The organism is Streptomyces sp. NPDC053750, assembly GCF_044544295.1.
GTDB lineage: Bacteria > Actinomycetota > Actinomycetes > Streptomycetales > Streptomycetaceae > Streptomyces.
Genome location: NZ_JBITXB010000001.1, coordinates 599,884 through 619,298, shown reverse-complemented (window position 1 = coordinate 619,298; position 19,415 = coordinate 599,884). Strand labels below are relative to the sequence as shown.

Genomic DNA, 19,415 nt, shown 5'->3' with positions numbered 1-19,415 from the left:
GGCTGCGACACGTGGCCAGGACCAAGGAGTTCGATCCGGACGCCGCGCTGCGGGCAGCCCTGGAGCTGTTCTGGCAGCGCGGCTACGAGGCGACGTCGATGTCCGACCTCGTGGAGCACCTCGGCGTCGGGCGCGCCAGTATCTACGCGACCTTCGGCAACAAGCGCGAGCTGTACCTGAAGGCGCTGGCGCGCTACGAGCAGGGACTGCTTCCGGACCTGCTGGAGGACCTGTCCCGGCCGGGCGCCGCCCTGCCGGGCGTGCGGGCCCTGGTGCGCCGCTACGCCGCCGAGGCGACCGCGGAAGGCTCGCGGGAACGCGGCTGCTTCGTGACCAACACCGCCGCCGAGCTGGCCGCCCACGACCCGGCCGCGGCGCGACGGGTGGAGCGCAACTGGGACCAGCTGGAGACCGCGCTGCACACGGCGCTGGCCCGAGCCCGCGCCCAGGGCGAACTGCCCGCCGGACGCGATCCGCTGACCCTCGCCCGCATGCTGCTGGTACTGCTCCAGGGGCTGCGGGTGGTCGGGAAGGCGTCACCGGACCCGGCACGGGTGCGGGACGCGGCGGAACAGGCACTGGCACTGCTCGACTGAGGCACCGGAACCCCCTCCGCAGAGGGGTCTGCACACACCCTGATAATGAACCGATCGGTCAAGAAAATGGGTCAGGAAAAGGGGAGATTCATGACCACCCAGCGCTTCACCGACAGGACCGCCCTCGTCACCGGCGCGGGCTCCGGCATCGGACGTGCCGTCGCCCTCGCCCTCGCCGCCGAGGGCGCGCACGTCGTCGTCGCCGGTCGCCGGCGGGAGCCGCTCGACGAGACGGTGGCCCGCATCGAGGAGGCAGGCGGCAAGGCGCTGGCCGTCACCGCCGACGTGTCCCGTGCCACCGACGTACGGGCCGTCGTGGACGCCGCCGTCGCCCACTTCGGCTCCCTCGACGTGGCCGTCAACAACGCGGGCGTCTTCCGCGGTGGAACCCCCGTGGCCGACCTGCCCGAGGAGGACTGGCAGGCGCAGCTCGACATCAACGTCACCGGTGTGTTCCTCGCCCTCCAGGCGGAGGTCCGCCAGATGCGCACCCAGCCGGGCGGCGGCGCGATCGTGAACATCGCCTCCACGTTCGGCGTGCACAAGCGCAGTCCCGGCGCCACCGCCTACGCCGCCACCAAGGCCGCCGTCTCGGTGCTCACCCGGGGCGCCGCCCTGGACCACATCGCGGACGGCGTGCGCATCAACGCCGTCAGCCCGGGCGCCACGGCCACCTCGATGTCCCTGCGGCCCGGCGAGACGGAGGCGGGCCGGACCGAGCGCATGCGGGGCGAGACGCCGCTCGGCCGGGTCTCCGCGGTGGAGGAGGTCGCGGCTGCCGTGCTGTACCTGGCGTCCGACGACGCGGCGTCGGTGGTGGGCACCGAGCTGGTGGTGGACGGCGGCCAGACGGCCTGAGCCGCTCCCGGGGGCGGTCCGCTGCCGGGGTCGGTCCGCTGTCGATTTCCTGTCGGACACGGCCGTTTCGCCGTGTCCACCGGAGTCCGTCGGGTTTGATCGAGTCCCACGCCCTTCCCTCATCGGAGGTCGCACCATGACGCGGAACCATCCCCGGCCGTCCCGACGCACGGTGCTCGGCGGTGCCGCCGTCGCCGCTTTCACTGCGGTCGCGGGCGCCGCCCCGGCGGCGGCCACCGCCCGCGGAGCCGCCTGGCCGGCGCTGTTCCCGCTCCCCGACGGCTGGCTGCCCGAGGGCATCACCATCGGGCGCGGCCCGTACGCCTACATGGGCTCGCGCGCCAACGGTGCCGTCTACCGCACCGACCTGCGCACCGGCGAGGGCCGGGTCGTCCACGCGGGCGGCACCGGCCTCGTGGCCATCGGCCTGAAGCTGGACGACGACGGCCTGCTGTACGTCGCCGGGGGCGGCGGCGGCACGGCGCGGATCGTCGATTCCCGCACCGGCAGGCTGCTGCGCACCCACCGACTCACCGAAGCCACCGGCCACTTCGTCAACGACGTGATCCTCCACGAGGACCGGGCCTGGTTCACCGACTCCTACGGGCCCGTCCTGTACGGCGTCCCGCGCGGCCGGCGCGGCGACGTGCGCGCCCTCCCGCTGACCGGCGACTGGGAGCAGACGCCGGAGGTCATCAACGCCAACGGAGTCGTCTCCACCCCCGACGGGCGGGGCCTGATCGTCGTCAGGAGCACCCCGGGCGAGCTGTACCGCGTCAGCCTCCGGACCGGCCGCGCCACCCGGATCCGGCTGTCCGGCGCGGACGACGTCCTCAACGGCGACGGCCTGGTCCGCGTCGGCCGCACGCTGTACGTCGTACAGAACCGGCTCAACCTGGTCAGTGTGTGGGACCTGGACGCGAGCGCGGGCAGGGCGGCCCTGCGGCGCACGATCACCGACCCCCGCTTCGACGTCCCCGCCACCGCCGCACCCTTCGGAGACCGCCTCTACCTCGTCAACGCGCGCTTCACCAGCCCGCAGACGCCCGGGACGACGTTCACGGCGGTGGCGGTGAACCGCTGAGGCGTCCACCGGGGGAGCACGCCGCCCAGCCGTCACGGATTGTCCATGAACCGTCAACCGAGCGCCTCTAGGGTCCGTAGCCGCACGCTCCCGCCGCCGTCCGGCGGCGGGGCCGGTCATCACCCCCGGAGGCAGCAGTGGAACGTCGTACCCTCCTGCGCACGGCCATCGTCGGCGGCTCGGCCGTCCTCGGTGGAACCCTGTGGCGCGGTGCCGCGTACGCCGCCCCCGCACAGCCCGGCAGCGGCCCCTACGGGGCGCTCGGCTCACCCGACGCCAACGGCATCAGACTGCCGGCCGGCTTCACCAGCAGGGTGATCGCCCGCTCCGGCCAGAAGGTCGCGGGCACCTCGTACACCTGGCACAACGCGCCGGACGGCGGCGCCTGCTACGCGGACGGCTCCGGCTGGATCTACGTCTCCAACTCGGAGATCAACCCGTCCGGCGGGGCGAGCGCGGTGAAGTTCTCGTCCACCGGGGCGATCACCTCGGCGTACCGCGTGCTGTCCGGCACCCGGCAGAACTGCGCGGGCGGCAGGACGCCGTGGAACACCTGGCTGTCCTGCGAGGAGGTGGACCGCGGCTACGTCTACGAGACCGACCCGTGGGGCGTGAAGGCCGCGGTGCGGCGGGACGCCATGGGCCGCTTCAAGCACGAGGCGGCGGCGGCCGACCCGGTCCGCAAGGTCGTCTACCTGACGGAGGACGTCAGTGACGGCTGCTTCTACCGCTTCCGCCCCACGACCTGGGGCGACCTGTCCTCCGGCACGCTGGAGGTGCTGGTGGCGGGCTCGGCCACCAGCGGGCCGGTGACGTGGGCGAGGGTCCCCGACCCGACCGGCGCGACGGCCACCCGCAGCCAGGTCTCCGGCGCCAAACGGTTCAACGGCGGCGAAGGCTGCTACTACGCCGACGACACCTGCTGGTTCACCACCAAGGGCGACAACCGCGTCTGGCAGTACAACGCGGCCGCCCAGACCGTCGAGCTGGCCTACGACGACTCCCTGGTGACGTCCGGCACGGCCCCGCTGACCGGCGTGGACAACGTCACCGGCAGCACCTCCGGCGACCTGTTCGTGGCGGAGGACGGCGGCAACATGGAGATCTGCGTGATCACGCCGAGCGACGTGATCGCCCCCTTCCTGCGCATCGACGGCCAGTCCGGCTCGGAGATCACCGGCCCGGCGTTCTCGCCCGACGGCACCCGGCTGTACTTCTCCAGCCAGCGGGGCACGAGCGGGAGCTCGTCCGGCGGGATCACCTACGAGGTGCGCGGACCGTTCCGGGCGTAGCGGTGTGACGCTCAGGCCGCCTTCAGCGCCTGGTACGTGACCCCCGTCAGCCGTTCGGAGGCGGCCCACAGCCGCTCCCCCATCGCGTCGTCGAGGGTCCAGGGCGCCCGCCAGGACGGTGCGGGCGCCCCGCGCCACATCGCGAAGGACGGGCCGGTGAAGGAGTCGGCGGGCACGCCGGGCGCGGTCGCCGCGTACAGGACGGGCAGGGCGCCCGCCTCGGCGCTCTGGGCGACGGCCCGGTTGGCCAGCAGCATCAGCCGCTCGGCGAGCCGGCGCCCCTCGGCGCGCGGCCCCGCGGTCTGCAGGTTGGTCTCGGCGTACCCGGGATGGGCGGCGACGGCGCTCAGGTCCGTCCCGCCGTCCAGGGCCGCGAGCCGGCGCGCCAGCTCGTGGGTGAAGAGCAGGTTGGCGGACTTGGAGCGGGCGTAGGCGCTCCAGCGCCCGTAGCGCCGTACGCCGTTGAGGTCGCGCGGATCGATGTTGGCCAGCGCGTGCACGAAGCTGGAGACGGTCACGACGCGGGCGCCCGGCGTGGCGAGCAGGGTGGGCAGCAGCAGACCGGTGAGGGCGAAGTGGCCCAGGTGGTTGACGCCGAACTGGGTCTCGAAGCCGTCCGCCGTCGTGCCGTAGGGCAGCGCCATCACCCCGGCGTTGTTGACGAGGAGATCGACCCGCTTGTACGGCAGCCCGTACGCGAACTCGCGGACCGAGGCCAGGTCGCCGAGGTCCAGCCGCGCCAGTTCCACCGCGGCGTCCGGCACCTCGCCGACGAGGCGCTCCACGGCCGTGCTCCCCCGCGCCTCGCTGCGGCAGGCGAGCACCACACGCGCCCCCTTGCGTGCCAGTTCCCGGGACACCACGTAGCCGAGGCCGCTGTTGGCGCCCGTGACGACGGCGACGCGCCCGTCCAGGTCGGGGATGTCGCCCACGTTCCAGCCGGTCATCCACGGCTCCTTCCCGGATCAGGCCCCCTCTCACCGTACGCGTCCGGCGCACGGGAGCCGAGAGTTACCCTTCGGTCACATCACGTTCGCATCACAGCTCCTTCATATCTCCTCCACATCGTCGGCGTCTGAATAGCTTCGTCACCTCATATCCGCTCATCCACACCACTCACCCGTCCCCCTTCACCGTTCACGATTCAAGGACTCTCGATGAAGCTGCTCAGCAAGCCCGCCGCCGTGGCCGTCGCCGCCGTGGCCCTGGCCGCCCTGCCGACCGCCGCCCAGGCGCACGAAGGCACCCACCCGTTCAAGAACTGCACCGAGGCGTACGACGCGGGATACAGCAACATCAAGAAGGGCGACGAGCACTACGGCGAGCACCTGGACCGCGACAAGGACGGCGTCGGCTGCGACAAGCCGCCCGCCGGCTTCGTGCCCGCCGACGACAAGGACAGCGACGAGGGCGCGGGCAGCGGGGACAAGGGGAACGCCGGGAGCGGCGAGGCCGGCGCGGAGGAGGCCGCCGGGCAGCAGGGCGCCGACCTGGCCGAGACCGGCGGCGACGACAGCACGCCGTACCTCGCGGCGGGCGGCGCCGTCGTCGTCCTCGCCGGCGGCGGCCTGCTGCTGGCGGTGAACAGGCGCCGGAGCAACGGCACCCGCTGACGCGAGACACGACAAGAACGGCAAAGGCGGCACCCCCGCACAAGGGTGCCGCCTTTTCCCGTGGACCGGAGCCGCCGCCGATCGGTGAGGGTGGTCGGGTGACAGACGGCGGCTCCGGGGCATGAGGCCCCGCTCAGGGGCTTACCGGTGGTCGCTGCCCTTCGACTGCGACGCCGCGCGGCCGGCCTCCAGGCGGGCCACCGGGATCCGGAACGGGGAGCAGGAGACGTAGTCCAGACCCACCTCGTGGAAGAAGTGGACGGACTCCGGGTCGCCACCGTGCTCACCGCAGACGCCGAGCTTCAGGTCGGGGCGGGTGGCGCGGCCGGCCTTCGCGGCGGCGGCGACCAGGGAGCCGACGCCGTCCTTGTCGATGGTCTCGAACGGGGAGACGCCGAAGATGCCCTTCTCCAGGTACGCCGTGAAGAACGAGGCCTCCACGTCGTCCCGGCTGAAGCCCCAGACCGTCTGGGTCAGGTCGTTGGTGCCGAACGAGAAGAACTCCGCGGCCTCCGCGATCTGGCCGGCGGTCAGCGCGGCGCGCGGCAGCTCGATCATCGTGCCGATGGACAGCTTGAGCCTCGCGCCGGTGGCGGCCTCGACCTCGGCGATGACCTGGTCGGCCTCCTCGCGGACGATCTCCAGCTCCTGGACGGTGCCGACCAGCGGGATCATGATCTCGGCCCGCGGGTCGCCCTTGGCCGCCTTGCGCTCGGCCGCGGCCTCGGCGATGGCCCGCACCTGCATGGTGAACAGGCCGGGGATGACCAGGCCGAGGCGTACGCCGCGCAGACCCAGCATCGGGTTCTGCTCGTGCAGGCGGTGGACCGCCTGGAGCAGGCGCAGCTCGTTCTCGTGCGGCTCCTGGCGGGACTCGGCGAGCGCCACGCGGACCGACAGCTCGGTGATGTCGGGCAGGAACTCGTGCAGCGGCGGGTCGAGGAGGCGGATGGTGACCGGGAGGCCGTCCATCGCCTCGAACAGCTCGACGAAGTCCTGCTTCTGGAGCGGGAGCAGCTCCTTCAGGGACTCCTCGCGCTCGGCCTCGGTGTCGGCCAGGATCAGCCGCTCCACCAGCTCGCGCCGGTCGCCGAGGAACATGTGCTCGGTGCGGCACAGGCCGATGCCCTGGGCGCCGAACCGGCGGGCGCGCAGCGCGTCCTCGGCGTTGTCGGCGTTGGCGCGCACCCGCAGCCGGCGCTTGCGGTCGGCGAAGGCCATGATGCGGTGCACGGCCTCGACCAGCTCGTCGGCGTCCTCGGCGCCCGCGTGCATGCGGCCCTCGAAGTACTCGACGACCGGCGACGGCACGACCGGGACCTCGCCGAGGTAGACCTTGCCGGACGAACCGTCGATGGAGATCACGTCGCCCTCCTCGACGACGTGCCCGCCGGGCACGGTCATCCGGCGGCGCTTGGTGTCGACCTCCAGCTCCTCCGCGCCGCAGACACAGGTCTTGCCCATGCCGCGCGCGACCACGGCCGCGTGGGAGGTCTTGCCGCCGCGCGAGGTCAGGATGCCCTCGGCGGCGATCATGCCGTCCAGGTCGTCGGGGTTGGTCTCCCGGCGCACCAGGATGACCTTCTCGCCCGAGCGGGACCACTTGACGGCGGTGTACGAGTCGAAGACCGCCTTGCCGACCGCCGCGCCCGGCGAGGCCGCGATGCCCCGGCCGACCTTCTCGACCTTGGCGTCCTCGTCGAAGCGGGGGAACATCAGCTGGGCGAGCTGGGCGCCGTTGACGCGCTGGAGGGCCTCGGCCTCGTCGATCAGGCCCTGGTCGACGAGCTGGGTGGCGATGCGGAAGGCCGCGCCCGCCGTGCGCTTGCCGACGCGGGTCTGGAGCATCCACAGCTGGCCGCGCTCGATGGTGAACTCGATGTCGCAGAGGTCCAGGTAGTGGTTCTCCAGCGTCTCCATGATCTGCATCAGCTGGTCGTACGACTTCTTGTCGATCTGCTCCAGCTCCGCCAGCGGGACGGTGTTGCGGATGCCCGCGACGACGTCCTCGCCCTGGGCGTTCTGCAGGTAGTCGCCGTAGACGCCCTGGTGGCCGGAGGCGGGGTCGCGGGTGAAGGCGACGCCGGTGCCGGAGTCGGGGCCGAGGTTGCCGAAGACCATGGAGCAGACGTTGACGGCGGTGCCCAGGTCGTGCGGGATGCGCTCCTGGCGGCGGTAGAGCTTGGCGCGCTCGCCGTTCCAGGAGTCGAAGACCGCCTTGATGGCGAGGTCCATCTGCTCGCGCGGGTCCTGCGGGAAGTCCCGGCCGGCCTCGGTCTTGACGATCTTCTTGAACTTGGTGACGAGCTTCTTGAGGTCGGCGGCCTCCAGCTCGGTGTCGACCGTGACCTTCTTGGCCGCCTTCGCCGCCTCCAGCGCCTCCTCGAAGAGGTCGCCGTCGACGCCGAGGACGGTCTTGCCGAACATCTGGATCAGGCGGCGGTAGGAGTCCCACGCGAAGCGGTCGTCGCCGGCCTGCTGGGCCAGGCCCTGCACCGACTTGTCGGAGAGGCCGATGTTGAGGACCGTGTCCATCATGCCGGGCATGGAGAACTTGGCTCCGGAGCGGACCGACACGAGGAGGGGGTCGTCGGCCTGGCCGAGCTTCTTGCCCATCTTCTGCTCGAGGGCGTCGAGGTGCGCACTCACCTCGTCACGCAGTGCCGCCGGCTCCTCGCCACTGTCGAGGTAGGTCTTGCAGGCCTCGGTGGTGATGGTGAAGCCGGGAGGGACCGGAAGACCCAGGTTGGTCATCTCGGCGAGGTTGGCGCCCTTGCCGCCGAGGAGGTCCTTGAGGTCCTTGTTGCCCTCGGTGAAGTCGTAAACGAACTTGGTTGCGTTCGTCACCTGAGGTTCTTTGTTTTCCGACACGGGTCTCGACTCCTCGAGGACGCGGTGGCTGCCCTGACGGCGAGGAATGTACCCAGATCGAAGGCACCTGGGTACGTCCACTTGCGCGTCATGTGCCTGTAACCACTCGTCCGCCAGCGGATTGAAAGTCAAGGCTTGGCAAGCGACCGACTGCTTGTGTTTTCACTTCTTGAACGCATCAACCCCCGTAGACCCTTCTCAGCCGCTCACCTGAGCGGCATTCTCTACGTTTGAGTTCGATCGATGAACGATCATGGCGTGGCACTGAGTGCCACGCTTTGAGAAGTGGACTCGCCCAAGATCCGCTCATCTGAGCACTCCCCCTATCAGAGGTGGCGAGAATCACGCTGCCACAGCCCGCCGGATTTCACCATGCGGGACGTCTGAACAGACTGCTCACGGCGGACGTACGACACTGCGGCGGGCCCGGCCCCCTCGCCGGGGCCCGCCTCCATCGGGTTTCGTACGGAAGGACCCCCGGGTGCCTGTCATCACGCCTTTCCGCCGACTACCGCGGACCACCGAGGACCCCGACACACCCGAACCCGTCGCCCACCCGTCCCTCCAGGCCCGCCTCGCCCACTGGCGCTCTTGGCGCACCCGGCACCCGCGCACCGCCCTCGCCCTGCGCCGCACCACCACCGCCCTCGCCGCCGTCCTCGTCCTCGGGGCGCTGCTGCTGCCGAACACGTTCGTCGCCCTGGAGCCGAACCGCTTCGTCCGGATCCCGGCGGAGGCGGTCGTCGGGGCGGTGCTGCTCCTCTGCCTGCCACGCGTGCCGCGGCTGGTGCTGGCCGTGCTGCTCGGGCTCGGCCTCGGCGCGCTGACCGTGCTGAACCTGCTCGACATGGGCTTCACCGAGTACCTGGGCCGGGGCTTCAACGTCGTCCTGGACTGGGGGCTGCTCGACGACGCCCAGTCGTACGTCGCGGACTCGATGGGCGGGGCGGCGGCGACCTGGGCCGCCGTCGGCGCGGTCACCGGCGTCCTGCTCCTGCTGGTGCTCATGGCCCTGGCGACGGTCAGGCTCGGCGAGCTGCTCGCCACGCACCGGGAGCGGGCGGCCCGGGGCGCGCTGATCACGGCCACCGTGTGGCTGACCTGCTCGGCACTGGGCGTGCAGACCTTCGGCGTGCCGGTCGCCACCCAGGGCGCCTCCGCGGCGGCCCGGGCGCAGGCGCACCGGGTGGTGGACACGCTGCGGGACGAGGCGGCGTTCGCGCGGGAGGCGAAGGCGGACCGCTTCGGCGCCACGCCCGGCGCACAGCTGGTGCCGGACCTGCGCGGCAAGGACGTGATCTTCGCGTTCGTCGAGAGCTACGGCCGCAGCGCCCTCGAGGACCCGGTGATGGCGCCCGGCGTGGGCCGGGCGCTCGACACGGGCGCCGACGCGCTGGCGCGGGCGGGGTTCCGGGCCCGGAGCGGCTGGCTGACGTCGGCGACGTACGGCGGCGGCAGCTGGCTCGGCCACTCCACGTTCCTGTCGGGCCTGTGGGTCGACAACCAGCAGCGCTACCGCACCGTCACCGCGGGCGACCACCTCACCCTCACCGAGGCCTTCCGGAAGACCGGCGCCTGGGACACGGTCGGCGTCATGCCGGGGGTGCAGAAGGCGTGGCCGGAGGCGGAGTGGTACGGGCTCGACAAGGTCTACGACGCGTTCGACGTCGGCTACGAGGGCCCGAAGTTCAGCTGGTCGACCATGCCGGACCAGTACGCGCTGGAGGCCTTCCAGCGCCTGGAGCACGGCAGGAAGCGCGACAAGCGGCTGATGGCGGAGATCATCCTGACCTCCAGCCACCAGCCCTGGGCGCCGATCCCGCGGATGGTCGACTGGGACGAGATCGGCGACGGCTCGGTGTTCGACGGCATCGAGAAGTCGGGCGTGAAGGCGTCCGACATCATCGCCGACACCACCCGGTCGAAGGAGGAGTACGGCAGGTCGGTCCAGTACTCGGTCACCAGCCTCACCCAGTGGCTGGAGCGCTACGGCACCGACGACACGGTCCTCGTCTTCCTCGGCGACCACCAGCCACTCGCCCGGGTCAGCGGCGACAGGGCGAGCCGGGACGTCCCCGTCTCGATCGTCGCCAGGGACCCGAAGGTGCTCGACGCGATCGACGACTGGAACTGGACGGAGGGCCTCGAGCCGGCCCGGGACGCCCCGGTGTGGAAGATGAGCTCCTTCCGCGACCGCTTCCTGACGGCGTACGGCTCCACACCGCACCCCACCAAGGGCTGATCAGCCGCCGGAGGTGTCCAGCTCCGCGTCCTCGCCGACGCCCGCGCAGTCGTACGGGTCCTTCAGCCAGCCGTCCGGCAGGACGACGCGGTTGTTGCCGGAGGTACGGCCGCGGGGGCCGTCGGCGCCGGTCGGCCAGGGCTGGTCGAGGTCCAGCTCGTCCAGCCCGGCCCGCAGCGCCTCCAGGGAGGAGGTGATGGCGAGCCGCTTGCGCATATCGGAGCCGACCGCGAAGCCCTTGAGGTACCAGGCGACGTGCTTGCGGAAGTCGATGACGCCGCGCGCCTCGTCGCCGATCCACTCGCCGAGCAGGGTGGCGTGCCGGACCATCACGTCGGCGACCTCGCGCAGCGTGGGCCGGACGTAGTCCTCCGTACGCCCCTCGAAGGCGGCCACCAGGTCGGCGAAGAGCCACGGCCGCCCCAGGCAGCCGCGGCCGACCACGACGCCGTCGCAGCCGGTCTCCCGCACCATCCGCAGCGCGTCCTCGGCGGACCAGATGTCGCCGTTGCCCAGCACGGGGATCTCCGGGACGTGCTCCTTCAGGCGGGCGATGGCGTCCCAGTCGGCGGTGCCGCCGTAGTGCTGGGCGGTGGTGCGGCCGTGCAGGGCGATGGAGGTCACGCCCTCCTCGACGGCGATCCGGCCGGCGTCGAGGTAGGTGAGGTGGTCGTCGTCGATGCCCTTGCGCATCTTCATCGTGACGGGCAGGTCACCGGCGCCGGTGACGGCCTCGCGGACGATGGCCCGCAGCAGGTTCCGCTTGTACGGGAGGGCCGAGCCGCCGCCCTTGCGGGTCACCTTGGGCACGGGGCAGCCGAAGTTCAGGTCGATGTGGTCGGCGAGGTCCTCCTCCGCGATCATGCGGACGGCCTTGCCGACGGTCACCGGGTCGACGCCGTACAGCTGGATCGAGCGCGGTGTCTCGGTCGCGTCGAAGTGGATCAGCTGCATGGTCTTCTCGTTGCGCTCGACCAGCGCCCTGGTCGTGATCATCTCGCTCACGAACAGGCCCTTGCCACCGGTGAACTCCCTGCACAGCGTGCGGAAAGGGGCGTTGGTGATCCCGGCCATGGGGGCGAGGACGACGGGCGGCTGGACGGTGTGCGGACCGATCTGCAGGGGCGTGGACATGCCTCCATTGTGCCGTGCAATGACTTGGTAAAATTCATTAGTTAGGCACACTATTGAAATCGGCTACGATGGACGGCATGCCCGAGCCGAGTCACCGCCGCCGCATACTGGTGCTCGCGATCTGCTGCATGAGCCTGCTGATCGTGAGCATCGACAACACGATCCTCAACGTCGCCCTGCCGTCCATGCAGCGCGACCTGCACGCGAGCACGTCGGGGCTCCAGTGGGCGATCGACGCCTACACGCTGGTGCTGGCCGCACTGCTGATGCTGGCCGGCTCCACGGCCGACCGGATCGGCCGCAAGCGGGTCTTCATGACCGGCCTGGTGCTCTTCACCCTCGGCTCGCTGCTCTGCTCGCTGGCCCCGGACCTGTCGTCGCTGGTCGTCTTCCGGATGATCCAGGCGGTGGGCGGTTCGATGCTCAACCCGGTCGCCATGTCGATCATCACCAACACCTTCACCGACCCGCGCGAGCGCGCCCGCGCGATCGGGGTGTGGGGCGCGGTCGTCGGCATCTCCATGGCCGCGGGCCCGCTGGCGGGCGGCCTGCTGGTGGAGTCGGTCGGCTGGCGCTCGATCTTCTGGGTCAACCTGCCGGTGGGCCTGGCGGCCCTCCTCCTCACCCTGCGCTTCGTCCCCGAGTCCCGCGCGCCGAAGGCCCGCCGCGCGGACCCGCTGGGCCAGCTGATGGTGATCGTGCTGTTCGGCTCCCTGACGTACGCGATCATCGAGGCGCCGAACGCCGGGCTCACGGCGGTCCTGCCCTTCGCGGTCCTGTCGCTCGCCGCACTGCTCGGCCTGCTGTACTACGAACCCCGCCGCGCCGAGCCCCTCATCGACCTGCGGTTCTTCCGGTCGGCGCCGTTCAGCGGAGCCACCGTCACGGCGATCAGCGCATTCGCCGCGCTGGGCGGCTTCCTCTTCCTGTCCACCCTGTACCTGCAGAACGTGCGCGGACTGAGCGCCCTGCACGCGGGCCTGTGGATGCTGCCGATGGCCGTGCCGACCTTCCTGTGCGCCCCGCTGTCCGGACGGCTGGTCGGCACCCGGGGGCCGCGGCTGCCCCTGCTGATCGCGGGCGGCGCGCTGACCGTGAGCGGGGTGCTGTTCGCCGCCTTCGAGGCCGAGACGTCGAACGTCACCCTCTTCATCGGTTACGCCCTCTTCGGCGTCGGCTTCGGCTTCGTCAACGCGCCCATCACCAACACCGCCGTCTCCGGCATGCCCCGCGCCCAGGCCGGGGTCGCCGCCGCCGTCGCCTCCACCAGCCGCCAGCTGGGCCAGACCCTGGGCGTGGCGGTGGTCGGCGCGGTGCTGGCGGCCGGGGTGGGGGCGTCGTCGTACCGGGACACCTTCGTCGCCGCCTCCCGCCCCGGCTGGTGGATCCTGGCCGCCTGCGGCCTCGCGGTCCTCGTCCTGGGCGCCGTCACGAACGGCCGCTGGGCCCACCGCACGGCCGAGCGGACGGCCGAGCGCCTCCAGTCGACGGAGGTACGGGAGGCGGCGCGGGCGGGGGTGTGACGGCTCTTCACACGTAGTCGAAGTACCGGTCGGCCCAGACCGGCGGCGTGTCGTCGTCCTCGTCCTCGGCGCCCTCCGCGTCGTCCAGTCCCAGTGCCGCGAGTGCCTCCGCGAGCATCCGGTCGTCGTCCACCAGGGTCGGGGTCGGGCCGTTGTACGGCTCCATCAGCACGTCGAGCGGGACGAAGACACACCCCGCCGCCGTACAGACCTCGTCCAGCCAGGTCACGAACTCCTCGCTCAGGCCCTCCGCCGAGTGCGCGGCCCAGTCGGCGCCCGTCCCGGCGGTGACGAAGCCGCCGAAGTTGCTCAGCTCGACCCACAGTCTCCCGGTGGGGCCGCCGCCGTCCGCGAGGACCGAGTACCTTCCGTACGCACTGGCGTCCTGGTACAGACCGCCACGGCCGGACGGCCCGAAACGCCGCTCGAGCGCGCTCGTGAGCAGGGCGAAGCGGCGCGCCGAGGTCTGCGCGTCGAAGTCCCGGGGCCGTTCCCGGTGGTGCGGGTCGTCGTGTTCGCTCAGCAGGGTCCGGATCTCGTCCAGGGGAAGCACGAACACGCCTTTCGGTCAGCGACGACGGACCCGCGCATCATGCCCTCGCGCCGAGTGGCACCGCACCGGATTTCTCCCCGGCCGGCCCGGCCCGGTCAGCGTGCGAACTCCGGCAGCCGCTCCGTCACCTTCGGCCAGTGCTTCACGACCGCCTCCTCCACCGCCGGCAGCGCCCGCTGACCCGCCAGGGCCAGGGCGATCGCCGCGGCCACGCCGGCCCAGGCGACCGGTCCCAGCGGGGTGCAGCCGAAGAGCTGGCTGGCGCCCGGGGTCTCGACCAGGGCGACCAGCGCGGCGGCGGAGCCGAGGGACGTGACCTGCACCAGCCGGCTGTCGCGCCGGTCGGCCAGGGTCTGGGCGAGCTGGGTGCCGACCACCGCGCACAGGGCCATCGTCGTCGACCGGCGCCTCGAGCCCGGCGTGAACCGGCCGAACAGCCAGGCCGCGGTCGCCCCGAGCGCCGTGGTCATGGCCCGGTGCCGGATCTGGCGGATCAGGGGGGCGCCCAGCACCGCCGTACCGAGCGGCGCGCCCGCGTCGGCGTCCTCCTGCTCGGGGTCCGCCGTCTCCGTCACCGCCACCGCCATCGCGGGGAACAGGTCCGTGAACAGGTTGACCAGCAGCATCTGACGGGTGGACAGCGGGGCGGAGCCGCCCAGCACCGTGCCGAGGATGCCGAAGCCGACCTCGCCCGCGTTGCCGCCGATCAGGATGGCGATGGCGTCGGCGACGCTGTGCCACAGCGCCCGGCCCTCCCGCACCGCCTCCACCAGGACCAGCAGGTCGTCACCCGTGACGACCAGGTCCGCGGCGTTGCGGGCGGCGGCCGAGCCGCGGGCGCTGATGCCGACGCCGATGTCGGCGGCGCGGATGGCGGCGGCGTCGTTGGCACCGTCGCCGACCATGCCGACGACCCGCCCGGCGTCCCGCAGCGACTCGACGACCTGGAGCTTCTGCTCGGGCGCCACCCGGGCCACGACGTCCGCGTCGCGCAGCATGCGGGACCGTGCCGTACGGTCGGCGGCGGCCAGCTCGTCGCCGGTGACCACGAGCGCGTCCTCGGGCCAGCCCAGGTCGACGGCGATGGCGCGGGCGGTCTGCGGATGGTCGCCGGTCAGCACCACGGGCCGTACGCCCGCCTCGCGCAGCCCGCGCACCAGCGCCGGGGACGTCTCGCGGGCCACGTCGGCCAGGGCGAGCAGCCCGGTGAACTCCAGCTCCGACGGCTGCTGTTCGAGGACGTCGGCCGCCTTCTCACCCGCGCGCAGGGGACGGGAGGCCACCGCGATGATGCGCAGTCCGTCCCGGGCCAGGATCTGCGCCACCTCGGAGGCGTGCGACGGCAGGCCGGCACAGGCGGGCAGCACGGTCTCCGGGGCGCCCTTGACCACCAGCACCGGCGCCCCGTCCGCGTCCCGTCCGACGGCGGCGGCGTAGCCGCGGGAGGTCTCGAAGGGCAGCTCCTCCTCCTGCGTCCAGCCCGGGTCGTCCCCGGCGGCGTCGAGGACGGCCTCGTCGGTGGCGTGGGTGGGCCGGGCGCCGTCGCCGTTCGGGCGGGGGCAGGCGCGCGCGGCGATCCGCAGGGGGTCGGCGGCCTCCGGGTCGCCCGCCCTGCGGACCGTGCCGTCGGCGCTCGCGATCCGCGTCAGCCGCAGCCTGTTCTCGGTGAGCGTGCCGGTCTTGTCGAAGCACATGGTGTCCATGCGGCCCAGCGCCTCCAGGGTGCGCGGGGTGCGCACGAGGACGCCGCGGCGGCCGAGCCGGCGGGCCGCCGCCAGCTGCGCCACCGTCGCCACCAGCGGCAGCCCCTCGGGCACGGCGGCCACCGCCACGGACACGCCACCGGAGACGGCCTGCCGGATCGGCGTCCCGCGCAGCAGCGACAGACCGGTCACCGCGGCGCCGCCGGCGAGGGTGAGCGGGAGCGCCTTGCGGGTCAGTTCCTGGAGCCTGGCCTGGACTCCGGCCGCGGAGGGCGTACGGGCGGCCAGTGCGACGGCCCGCGCCGCCTCGGTGTGGTCGCCGGTGTCGACGACGACGGCCCGGGCCCGTCCGGCCACCACGGTCGTGCCCTCGAAGACCATGCAGTACCGCTCGGCCACGGGGGCGCGCGGCGCCGGGTCCACGCACTTGTCCACCGGCAGCGACTCCCCGGTCAGCGCGGACTCGTCGACCTCCAGCCCCTCCTCCCACAGCAGCCGGGCGTCGGCGGGCACGACGTCGTCGGCCTTCAGCTCGATCACGTGGCCCGGGTGCAGCTTGGCCGCGTCCACGATGCGCGGCTCGGCCGGTGCGGAGGTCTCCCCGGGGCTCTCCCCGTCCGGCACCTCGGTCCCGGCGGGCCCTGCGGTCCCGGCGGTCGCGACAGCCCCCGGCTCCCACCCCGCGGCCGGGACCGAGAGGCCCTCGCCGGGCCGCCCGTTCGCCCAGTCGGGGCCCTCCGCGAGGCGGGCCTTCTGCTTCTGCTCCGCCAGCAGCCCCGACAGCGCCCGCTCGGCGCGCAGCCGCTGGAACCCGCCGACCAGCGCGTTCAGGTCGAGCGCCCCGACGACCAGCAGCGCGTCCACGACCGAGCCGAGGATCGCGGAGGCGGCGGAGCCGACGGCCAGCACCGGGGTGAGCGGATCGTCCAGCTCCCCCCGTACGGCCCGCGCCAGCTGCCACGACCAGCGCGCCGGGGCCAGCGCCCGCACCCGGCCGGCCCGTCCGGCGACCGCGCGCAGCCGGCCCGTGGCCTGCTCGACGACGGTCGGCTCGGGCTCCCTCTCGTGCTCCAGCTCCAGCCGGTCGCGTACGTCGCCCGGGTCCAGCGCGTGCCACGCCACCCGCGCCCGGGGATGCGGCGCGCGGGCCATCGCCACGCCGAGCGCGGCGCGCGCCCCGGACAGCAGGGCCGCCGCCGCGCTCGCGTCGACCGGGGCGTGCCGCAGCCCGGGCAGCGCCGAACCACCACCCCCGTTCCCGCCCTTGCCCTTGTCGCGGGCCTCGCCCACCGCCACCAGCAGCCCGGACAGCGCGGCGCCGGACCGGGCCAGCGTCTGCGACCGGTGCCCGACCCCGCGGGCCGCCGGCACCGCGCGCAGCAGCCGCCACACGTCGGCCAGGCCACCGGGCGCGAGGACGTCCGCGCCCCACGCCACCGGGCAGTCCGCGTCGGCCAGCGCGACGGCCACGTCCCCGCCGAGCAGTCCGGCCGACACCGCCTCGTCGTCGCCGGGCCGGGGCCGTACGACGGTGATGACGCCGCTCTCGGTCCGCAGTTCGTCCACGACCTCGCGCAACGGCCGCGCCGCGGTGACCACTTGGTCCGCCAGACCGGTGAAGTCGGCCAGCGCCGGGTCCTCCACCATCACCACGCGCAGACCGGCGCGCCGGGCCGCGTCCAGTACGTCCTCCGTCCACGGGTCCGCACCCGCGTCCGGCAGCCGCAGCGCACTGGGATGCAGGACGACCGTGCCGGCCATCTCCAGCTGCCGCAGCCGCTCGGGGTCGCGCACGAGCACGCCGGTACGGGACAGCGCGGCGCTCAGTACGGCGTGGAAGGCGGCGGGCCCGTAGCGCGCGGCCTTGGGCGAGCCGGCCAGCACCGCCTCGGCGGCCTCGGCGACGTCGTGCTTGACCAGCAGGGTCGCCACCGCGCCCGCCACACTGCCGGTCGAGGCGTGGGCGGCGTAGTCCTGGGCCGGTGAGGTCCGCAGCGGCGGGCGCAGGGCGGGGACGGCGGGCAGGCTGCCCCGTTCCGGGACGCACAGCTGGTCGTGCACGACCTCGAAGGCCGCCGTCCGGGCCACCGCCTCCGTCAGCTGGCAGATGCGCAGCACCCCGTCGAGCACCAGGGAGGTGGGGCTCTGGCCCGCGCCGTGGACGACCGCGTTGGCGGCGGCCAGTGCCACGTCCATCCGGTGCTCGCCGAGCCGCGCGCGCAACCAACGGCGGAAGGCCGGGTTCTCGCGCAGCAGCGTCGCCACGGCCGTCACCAGGCGGGGCGAGGGCGGCAGCCGCAGACGCGCGGCGGTCACGCCGGCGGCGATGCCGAGCATGTCGGCGCCGAGGGCCGTCGCCGCGACCCGTACCGAGGCCGGGTCGCCGGGATGGACCGCCTCCTCCACCAGGTCTTCATCGTCGCCCCGCTCGCCCGCCCGGGTCAGTCCGTGCTGTTCGGCGAGTTCGGTGGCACGCTCCACCACCCGGTCGGTGAGCGCGTCCTCGGTCGCGGTCACCACCAGCCGGGCGAGACCGGTGTCCCAGTAGGCGAGTACGACGTCCGGGTGCTCGGCCAGGGCCGCCGCCACCCGCCGTGCCACGCGCGCGGTGCCGCCCGCCCGGCGCACCTTGTCCGTCGCGGCCGGCCGGAGCGCGAGATGCGCCCGGGGCCCGGCCCGCCAGTGCCGGGTGCCGCCCGGCAGCGCGGCGCGGGCGACCCGTGCCGCCCGCGCCGCGAAGTCGGCGCCGCGCACACCCGCTCGTGCGGTGCCCGCCACCGCGCCGGCCGCGGCACCCACGGCGGGCGCGGTGCCGCGCGCGAGCAGCCGTGGACCGGCCAGCACCACGCCGGTGACGGCGCCCTGGGATCGCGTCAGAAGTCCAGCGGCCATCGTCATCGTCGTCTCTCAGCCGGCGTTTCGCGTGCGCGACGCGGCGGCCGTCGTGCGGCTGCGGCTCCCGGCCGAGCTCGCGGGCCGGCCGGCGGACGCCTTGGTACCGGTCGACTGGCTCTTGGCCCGACCGGGGGACGCGACCTTCTTCGCGGCGCCCCGCCCGGCGGCCGCCTTCTTCGCGGTGGCCTTCCTTGCGGTGGTCCCCCCGGCGGCGGCCTGCTTCGCCGTGGCCTTCTTCGCGGCGGCCTGCTTGGTGGCGGCCTGCTTCGCGGCGGACTGCTTGGTGGCGGCGGACTGCTTCGCGGCGGCCTGCTTGGCACCGGACCTGCTCGCGGCCGTCTTGCTCGCGGTGGTCTTGGCCGCGGCCGTCTTGACTGCGGCGGTCTTGGCCGCGGCCGTCTTGGCCGCGGCGGTCCTGCTCGCGGCCGCGGTGCCTGCGGCGGCCCTGCGCGCGGCCGTCGTGCCCGCAGCGGCCTGCTTCACCGTGGCCTTCTTCGCGGCCCGACCGCCCGGGGTGGTCTCCGAGACCGCAGGGGTCTCCTCGGCCGCCGCGCTCTTCGCCGCCCGCGTCCGCGCGGGGGACTTCGCGGCGGCGCTCTGCGACCCGGCGCTCTTCGTCGCGGTGCTCTTCGCGGCGTTCCGCGCCGCCCCCGCCTTCTCCCCCTCCGAGGCGCCGGCGTCCCGGTCCTTCGGCGACCGCGGGCGCGTCAGCCACGCCACCGCCGCACCGGTGACCGCCACCGGCCACTCCACCAGTCCGGCGACGCCCAGCACTCCGGCCCCGGTGTAGACGATCACGCGCCGTCCCCGCGGCGACACGGCTCCGATCATGTCCAACGTGCCCTCGGCGGCCCTGCCGACCGTCTCGGCACCGGGCACCTTCCGCAGTACCGAGGCCGCCGCGTGCAACGGTCGGGGGAGCGTCTGCGCCGACTTCTGCTCAGCCATGGCTGTTCGTCCTCGCCCTTCGTCCTCGCCTGTGCGAAGTGTGGGAAACCCTGGGAACATCACCTTCCGCATTTCTCCGGGTTCCCGCACTTCGAGCACTCAC

13 protein-coding genes are annotated in these 19,415 nt (G+C 73.3%); 7 read left to right on the top strand and 6 right to left on the bottom strand.

The annotated features are described in order from the left end of the window. Positions 1-11: 11 nt before the first annotated feature. The 4 genes from ACIGO6_RS02645 (at position 12) to ACIGO6_RS02630 (ending at position 3,830) form a co-directional block, all read left to right on the top strand. Positions 12-596, top strand: a complete 585-nt coding sequence (locus tag ACIGO6_RS02645) for a TetR/AcrR family transcriptional regulator (RefSeq protein WP_399870233.1) — start codon at positions 12-14, stop codon at positions 594-596. Between the two features lie 90 nt (positions 597-686). After that, entirely contained in the window at positions 687-1,454 is a 768-nt protein-coding gene (locus ACIGO6_RS02640) for an SDR family NAD(P)-dependent oxidoreductase (protein ID WP_399870230.1), read from the top strand. A gap of 136 nt (positions 1,455-1,590) precedes the next feature. After that, positions 1,591-2,538 carry an SMP-30/gluconolactonase/LRE family protein gene (locus ACIGO6_RS02635; RefSeq protein WP_399870227.1) on the top strand — a complete coding sequence of 316 codons (948 nt, stop codon included), beginning with the start codon at positions 1,591-1,593 and terminating at the stop codon, positions 2,536-2,538. A gap of 137 nt (positions 2,539-2,675) precedes the next feature. After that, positions 2,676-3,830 carry an alkaline phosphatase PhoX gene (locus tag ACIGO6_RS02630; RefSeq protein ID WP_399870225.1) on the top strand — a complete coding sequence of 385 codons (1,155 nt, stop codon included), beginning with the start codon at positions 2,676-2,678 and terminating at the stop codon, positions 3,828-3,830. An 11-nt stretch (positions 3,831-3,841) separates the two neighbouring features. On the opposite strand, the gene ACIGO6_RS02625 is transcribed toward ACIGO6_RS02630, so the two are convergent. Continuing rightward, positions 3,842-4,777: an oxidoreductase gene (locus tag ACIGO6_RS02625; protein WP_399870222.1), complete on the bottom strand. Its 936-nt coding sequence runs from the start codon at positions 4,775-4,777 to the stop codon at positions 3,842-3,844. A 210-nt stretch (positions 4,778-4,987) separates the two neighbouring features. On the opposite strand from ACIGO6_RS02625, the gene ACIGO6_RS02620 reads away from it, so the two are divergent. Continuing rightward, on the top strand, positions 4,988-5,443 hold the full coding sequence (locus ACIGO6_RS02620; RefSeq protein WP_399870219.1) for an LAETG motif-containing sortase-dependent surface protein: 456 nt from the start codon (positions 4,988-4,990) through the stop codon (positions 5,441-5,443). A 141-nt stretch (positions 5,444-5,584) separates the two neighbouring features. On the opposite strand, the gene ppdK is transcribed toward ACIGO6_RS02620, so the two are convergent. Next, positions 5,585-8,314 carry a pyruvate, phosphate dikinase gene (gene ppdK / locus ACIGO6_RS02615; RefSeq protein WP_399870216.1) on the bottom strand — a complete coding sequence of 910 codons (2,730 nt, stop codon included), beginning with the start codon at positions 8,312-8,314 and terminating at the stop codon, positions 5,585-5,587. Positions 8,315-8,795: 481 nt separating this feature from the next. Here ppdK and ACIGO6_RS02610 point away from each other — a divergent pair, with 481 nt between their 5' ends. Beyond that, positions 8,796-10,556, top strand: a complete 1,761-nt coding sequence (locus ACIGO6_RS02610) for a CDP-alcohol phosphatidyltransferase (protein WP_399870213.1) — start codon at positions 8,796-8,798, stop codon at positions 10,554-10,556. Here the strand turns inward: ACIGO6_RS02610 and dusB are convergent, their stop codons facing one another. Then, positions 10,557-11,690 carry a tRNA dihydrouridine synthase DusB gene (dusB, locus tag ACIGO6_RS02605; RefSeq protein ID WP_399870210.1) on the bottom strand — a complete coding sequence of 378 codons (1,134 nt, stop codon included), beginning with the start codon at positions 11,688-11,690 and terminating at the stop codon, positions 10,557-10,559. A gap of 77 nt (positions 11,691-11,767) precedes the next feature. Here dusB and ACIGO6_RS02600 point away from each other — a divergent pair, with 77 nt between their 5' ends. Then, complete coding sequence (locus ACIGO6_RS02600; protein WP_399870207.1) at positions 11,768-13,213, top strand: MFS transporter; 1,446 nt, start codon at positions 11,768-11,770, stop codon at positions 13,211-13,213. Between the two features lie 7 nt (positions 13,214-13,220). Here the strand turns inward: ACIGO6_RS02600 and ACIGO6_RS02595 are convergent, their stop codons facing one another. From ACIGO6_RS02595 to ACIGO6_RS02585, 3 genes are all read right to left on the bottom strand, one after another. Then, complete coding sequence (locus ACIGO6_RS02595; protein WP_399870203.1) at positions 13,221-13,766, bottom strand: hypothetical protein; 546 nt, start codon at positions 13,764-13,766, stop codon at positions 13,221-13,223. 95 nt (positions 13,767-13,861) lie between these two features. Further along, on the bottom strand, positions 13,862-18,361 hold the full coding sequence (locus tag ACIGO6_RS02590; protein WP_399870200.1) for an HAD-IC family P-type ATPase: 4,500 nt from the start codon (positions 18,359-18,361) through the stop codon (positions 13,862-13,864). 15 nt (positions 18,362-18,376) lie between these two features. Then, entirely contained in the window at positions 18,377-19,312 is a 936-nt protein-coding gene (locus ACIGO6_RS02585; RefSeq protein WP_399870197.1) for a hypothetical protein, read from the bottom strand. Positions 19,313-19,415: the final 103 nt, after the last annotated feature.

Coding starts and splice junctions, on each gene's coding strand:
- ACIGO6_RS02620 (WP_399870219.1), top strand. CDS start 4,988: ATGAAGCTGCTCAGCAAGCCCGCCGCCGTGGCCGTCGCCGCCGTGGCC.
- dusB (WP_399870210.1), bottom strand. CDS start 11,690: ATGTCCACGCCCCTGCAGATCGGTCCGCACACCGTCCAGCCGCCCGTC.
- ACIGO6_RS02585 (WP_399870197.1), bottom strand. CDS start 19,312: ATGGCTGAGCAGAAGTCGGCGCAGACGCTCCCCCGACCGTTGCACGCG.
- ACIGO6_RS02600 (WP_399870207.1), top strand. CDS start 11,768: ATGCCCGAGCCGAGTCACCGCCGCCGCATACTGGTGCTCGCGATCTGC.
- ACIGO6_RS02640 (WP_399870230.1), top strand. CDS start 687: ATGACCACCCAGCGCTTCACCGACAGGACCGCCCTCGTCACCGGCGCG.
- ACIGO6_RS02635 (WP_399870227.1), top strand. CDS start 1,591: ATGACGCGGAACCATCCCCGGCCGTCCCGACGCACGGTGCTCGGCGGT.
- ACIGO6_RS02625 (WP_399870222.1), bottom strand. CDS start 4,777: ATGACCGGCTGGAACGTGGGCGACATCCCCGACCTGGACGGGCGCGTC.
- ACIGO6_RS02590 (WP_399870200.1), bottom strand. CDS start 18,361: ATGGCCGCTGGACTTCTGACGCGATCCCAGGGCGCCGTCACCGGCGTG.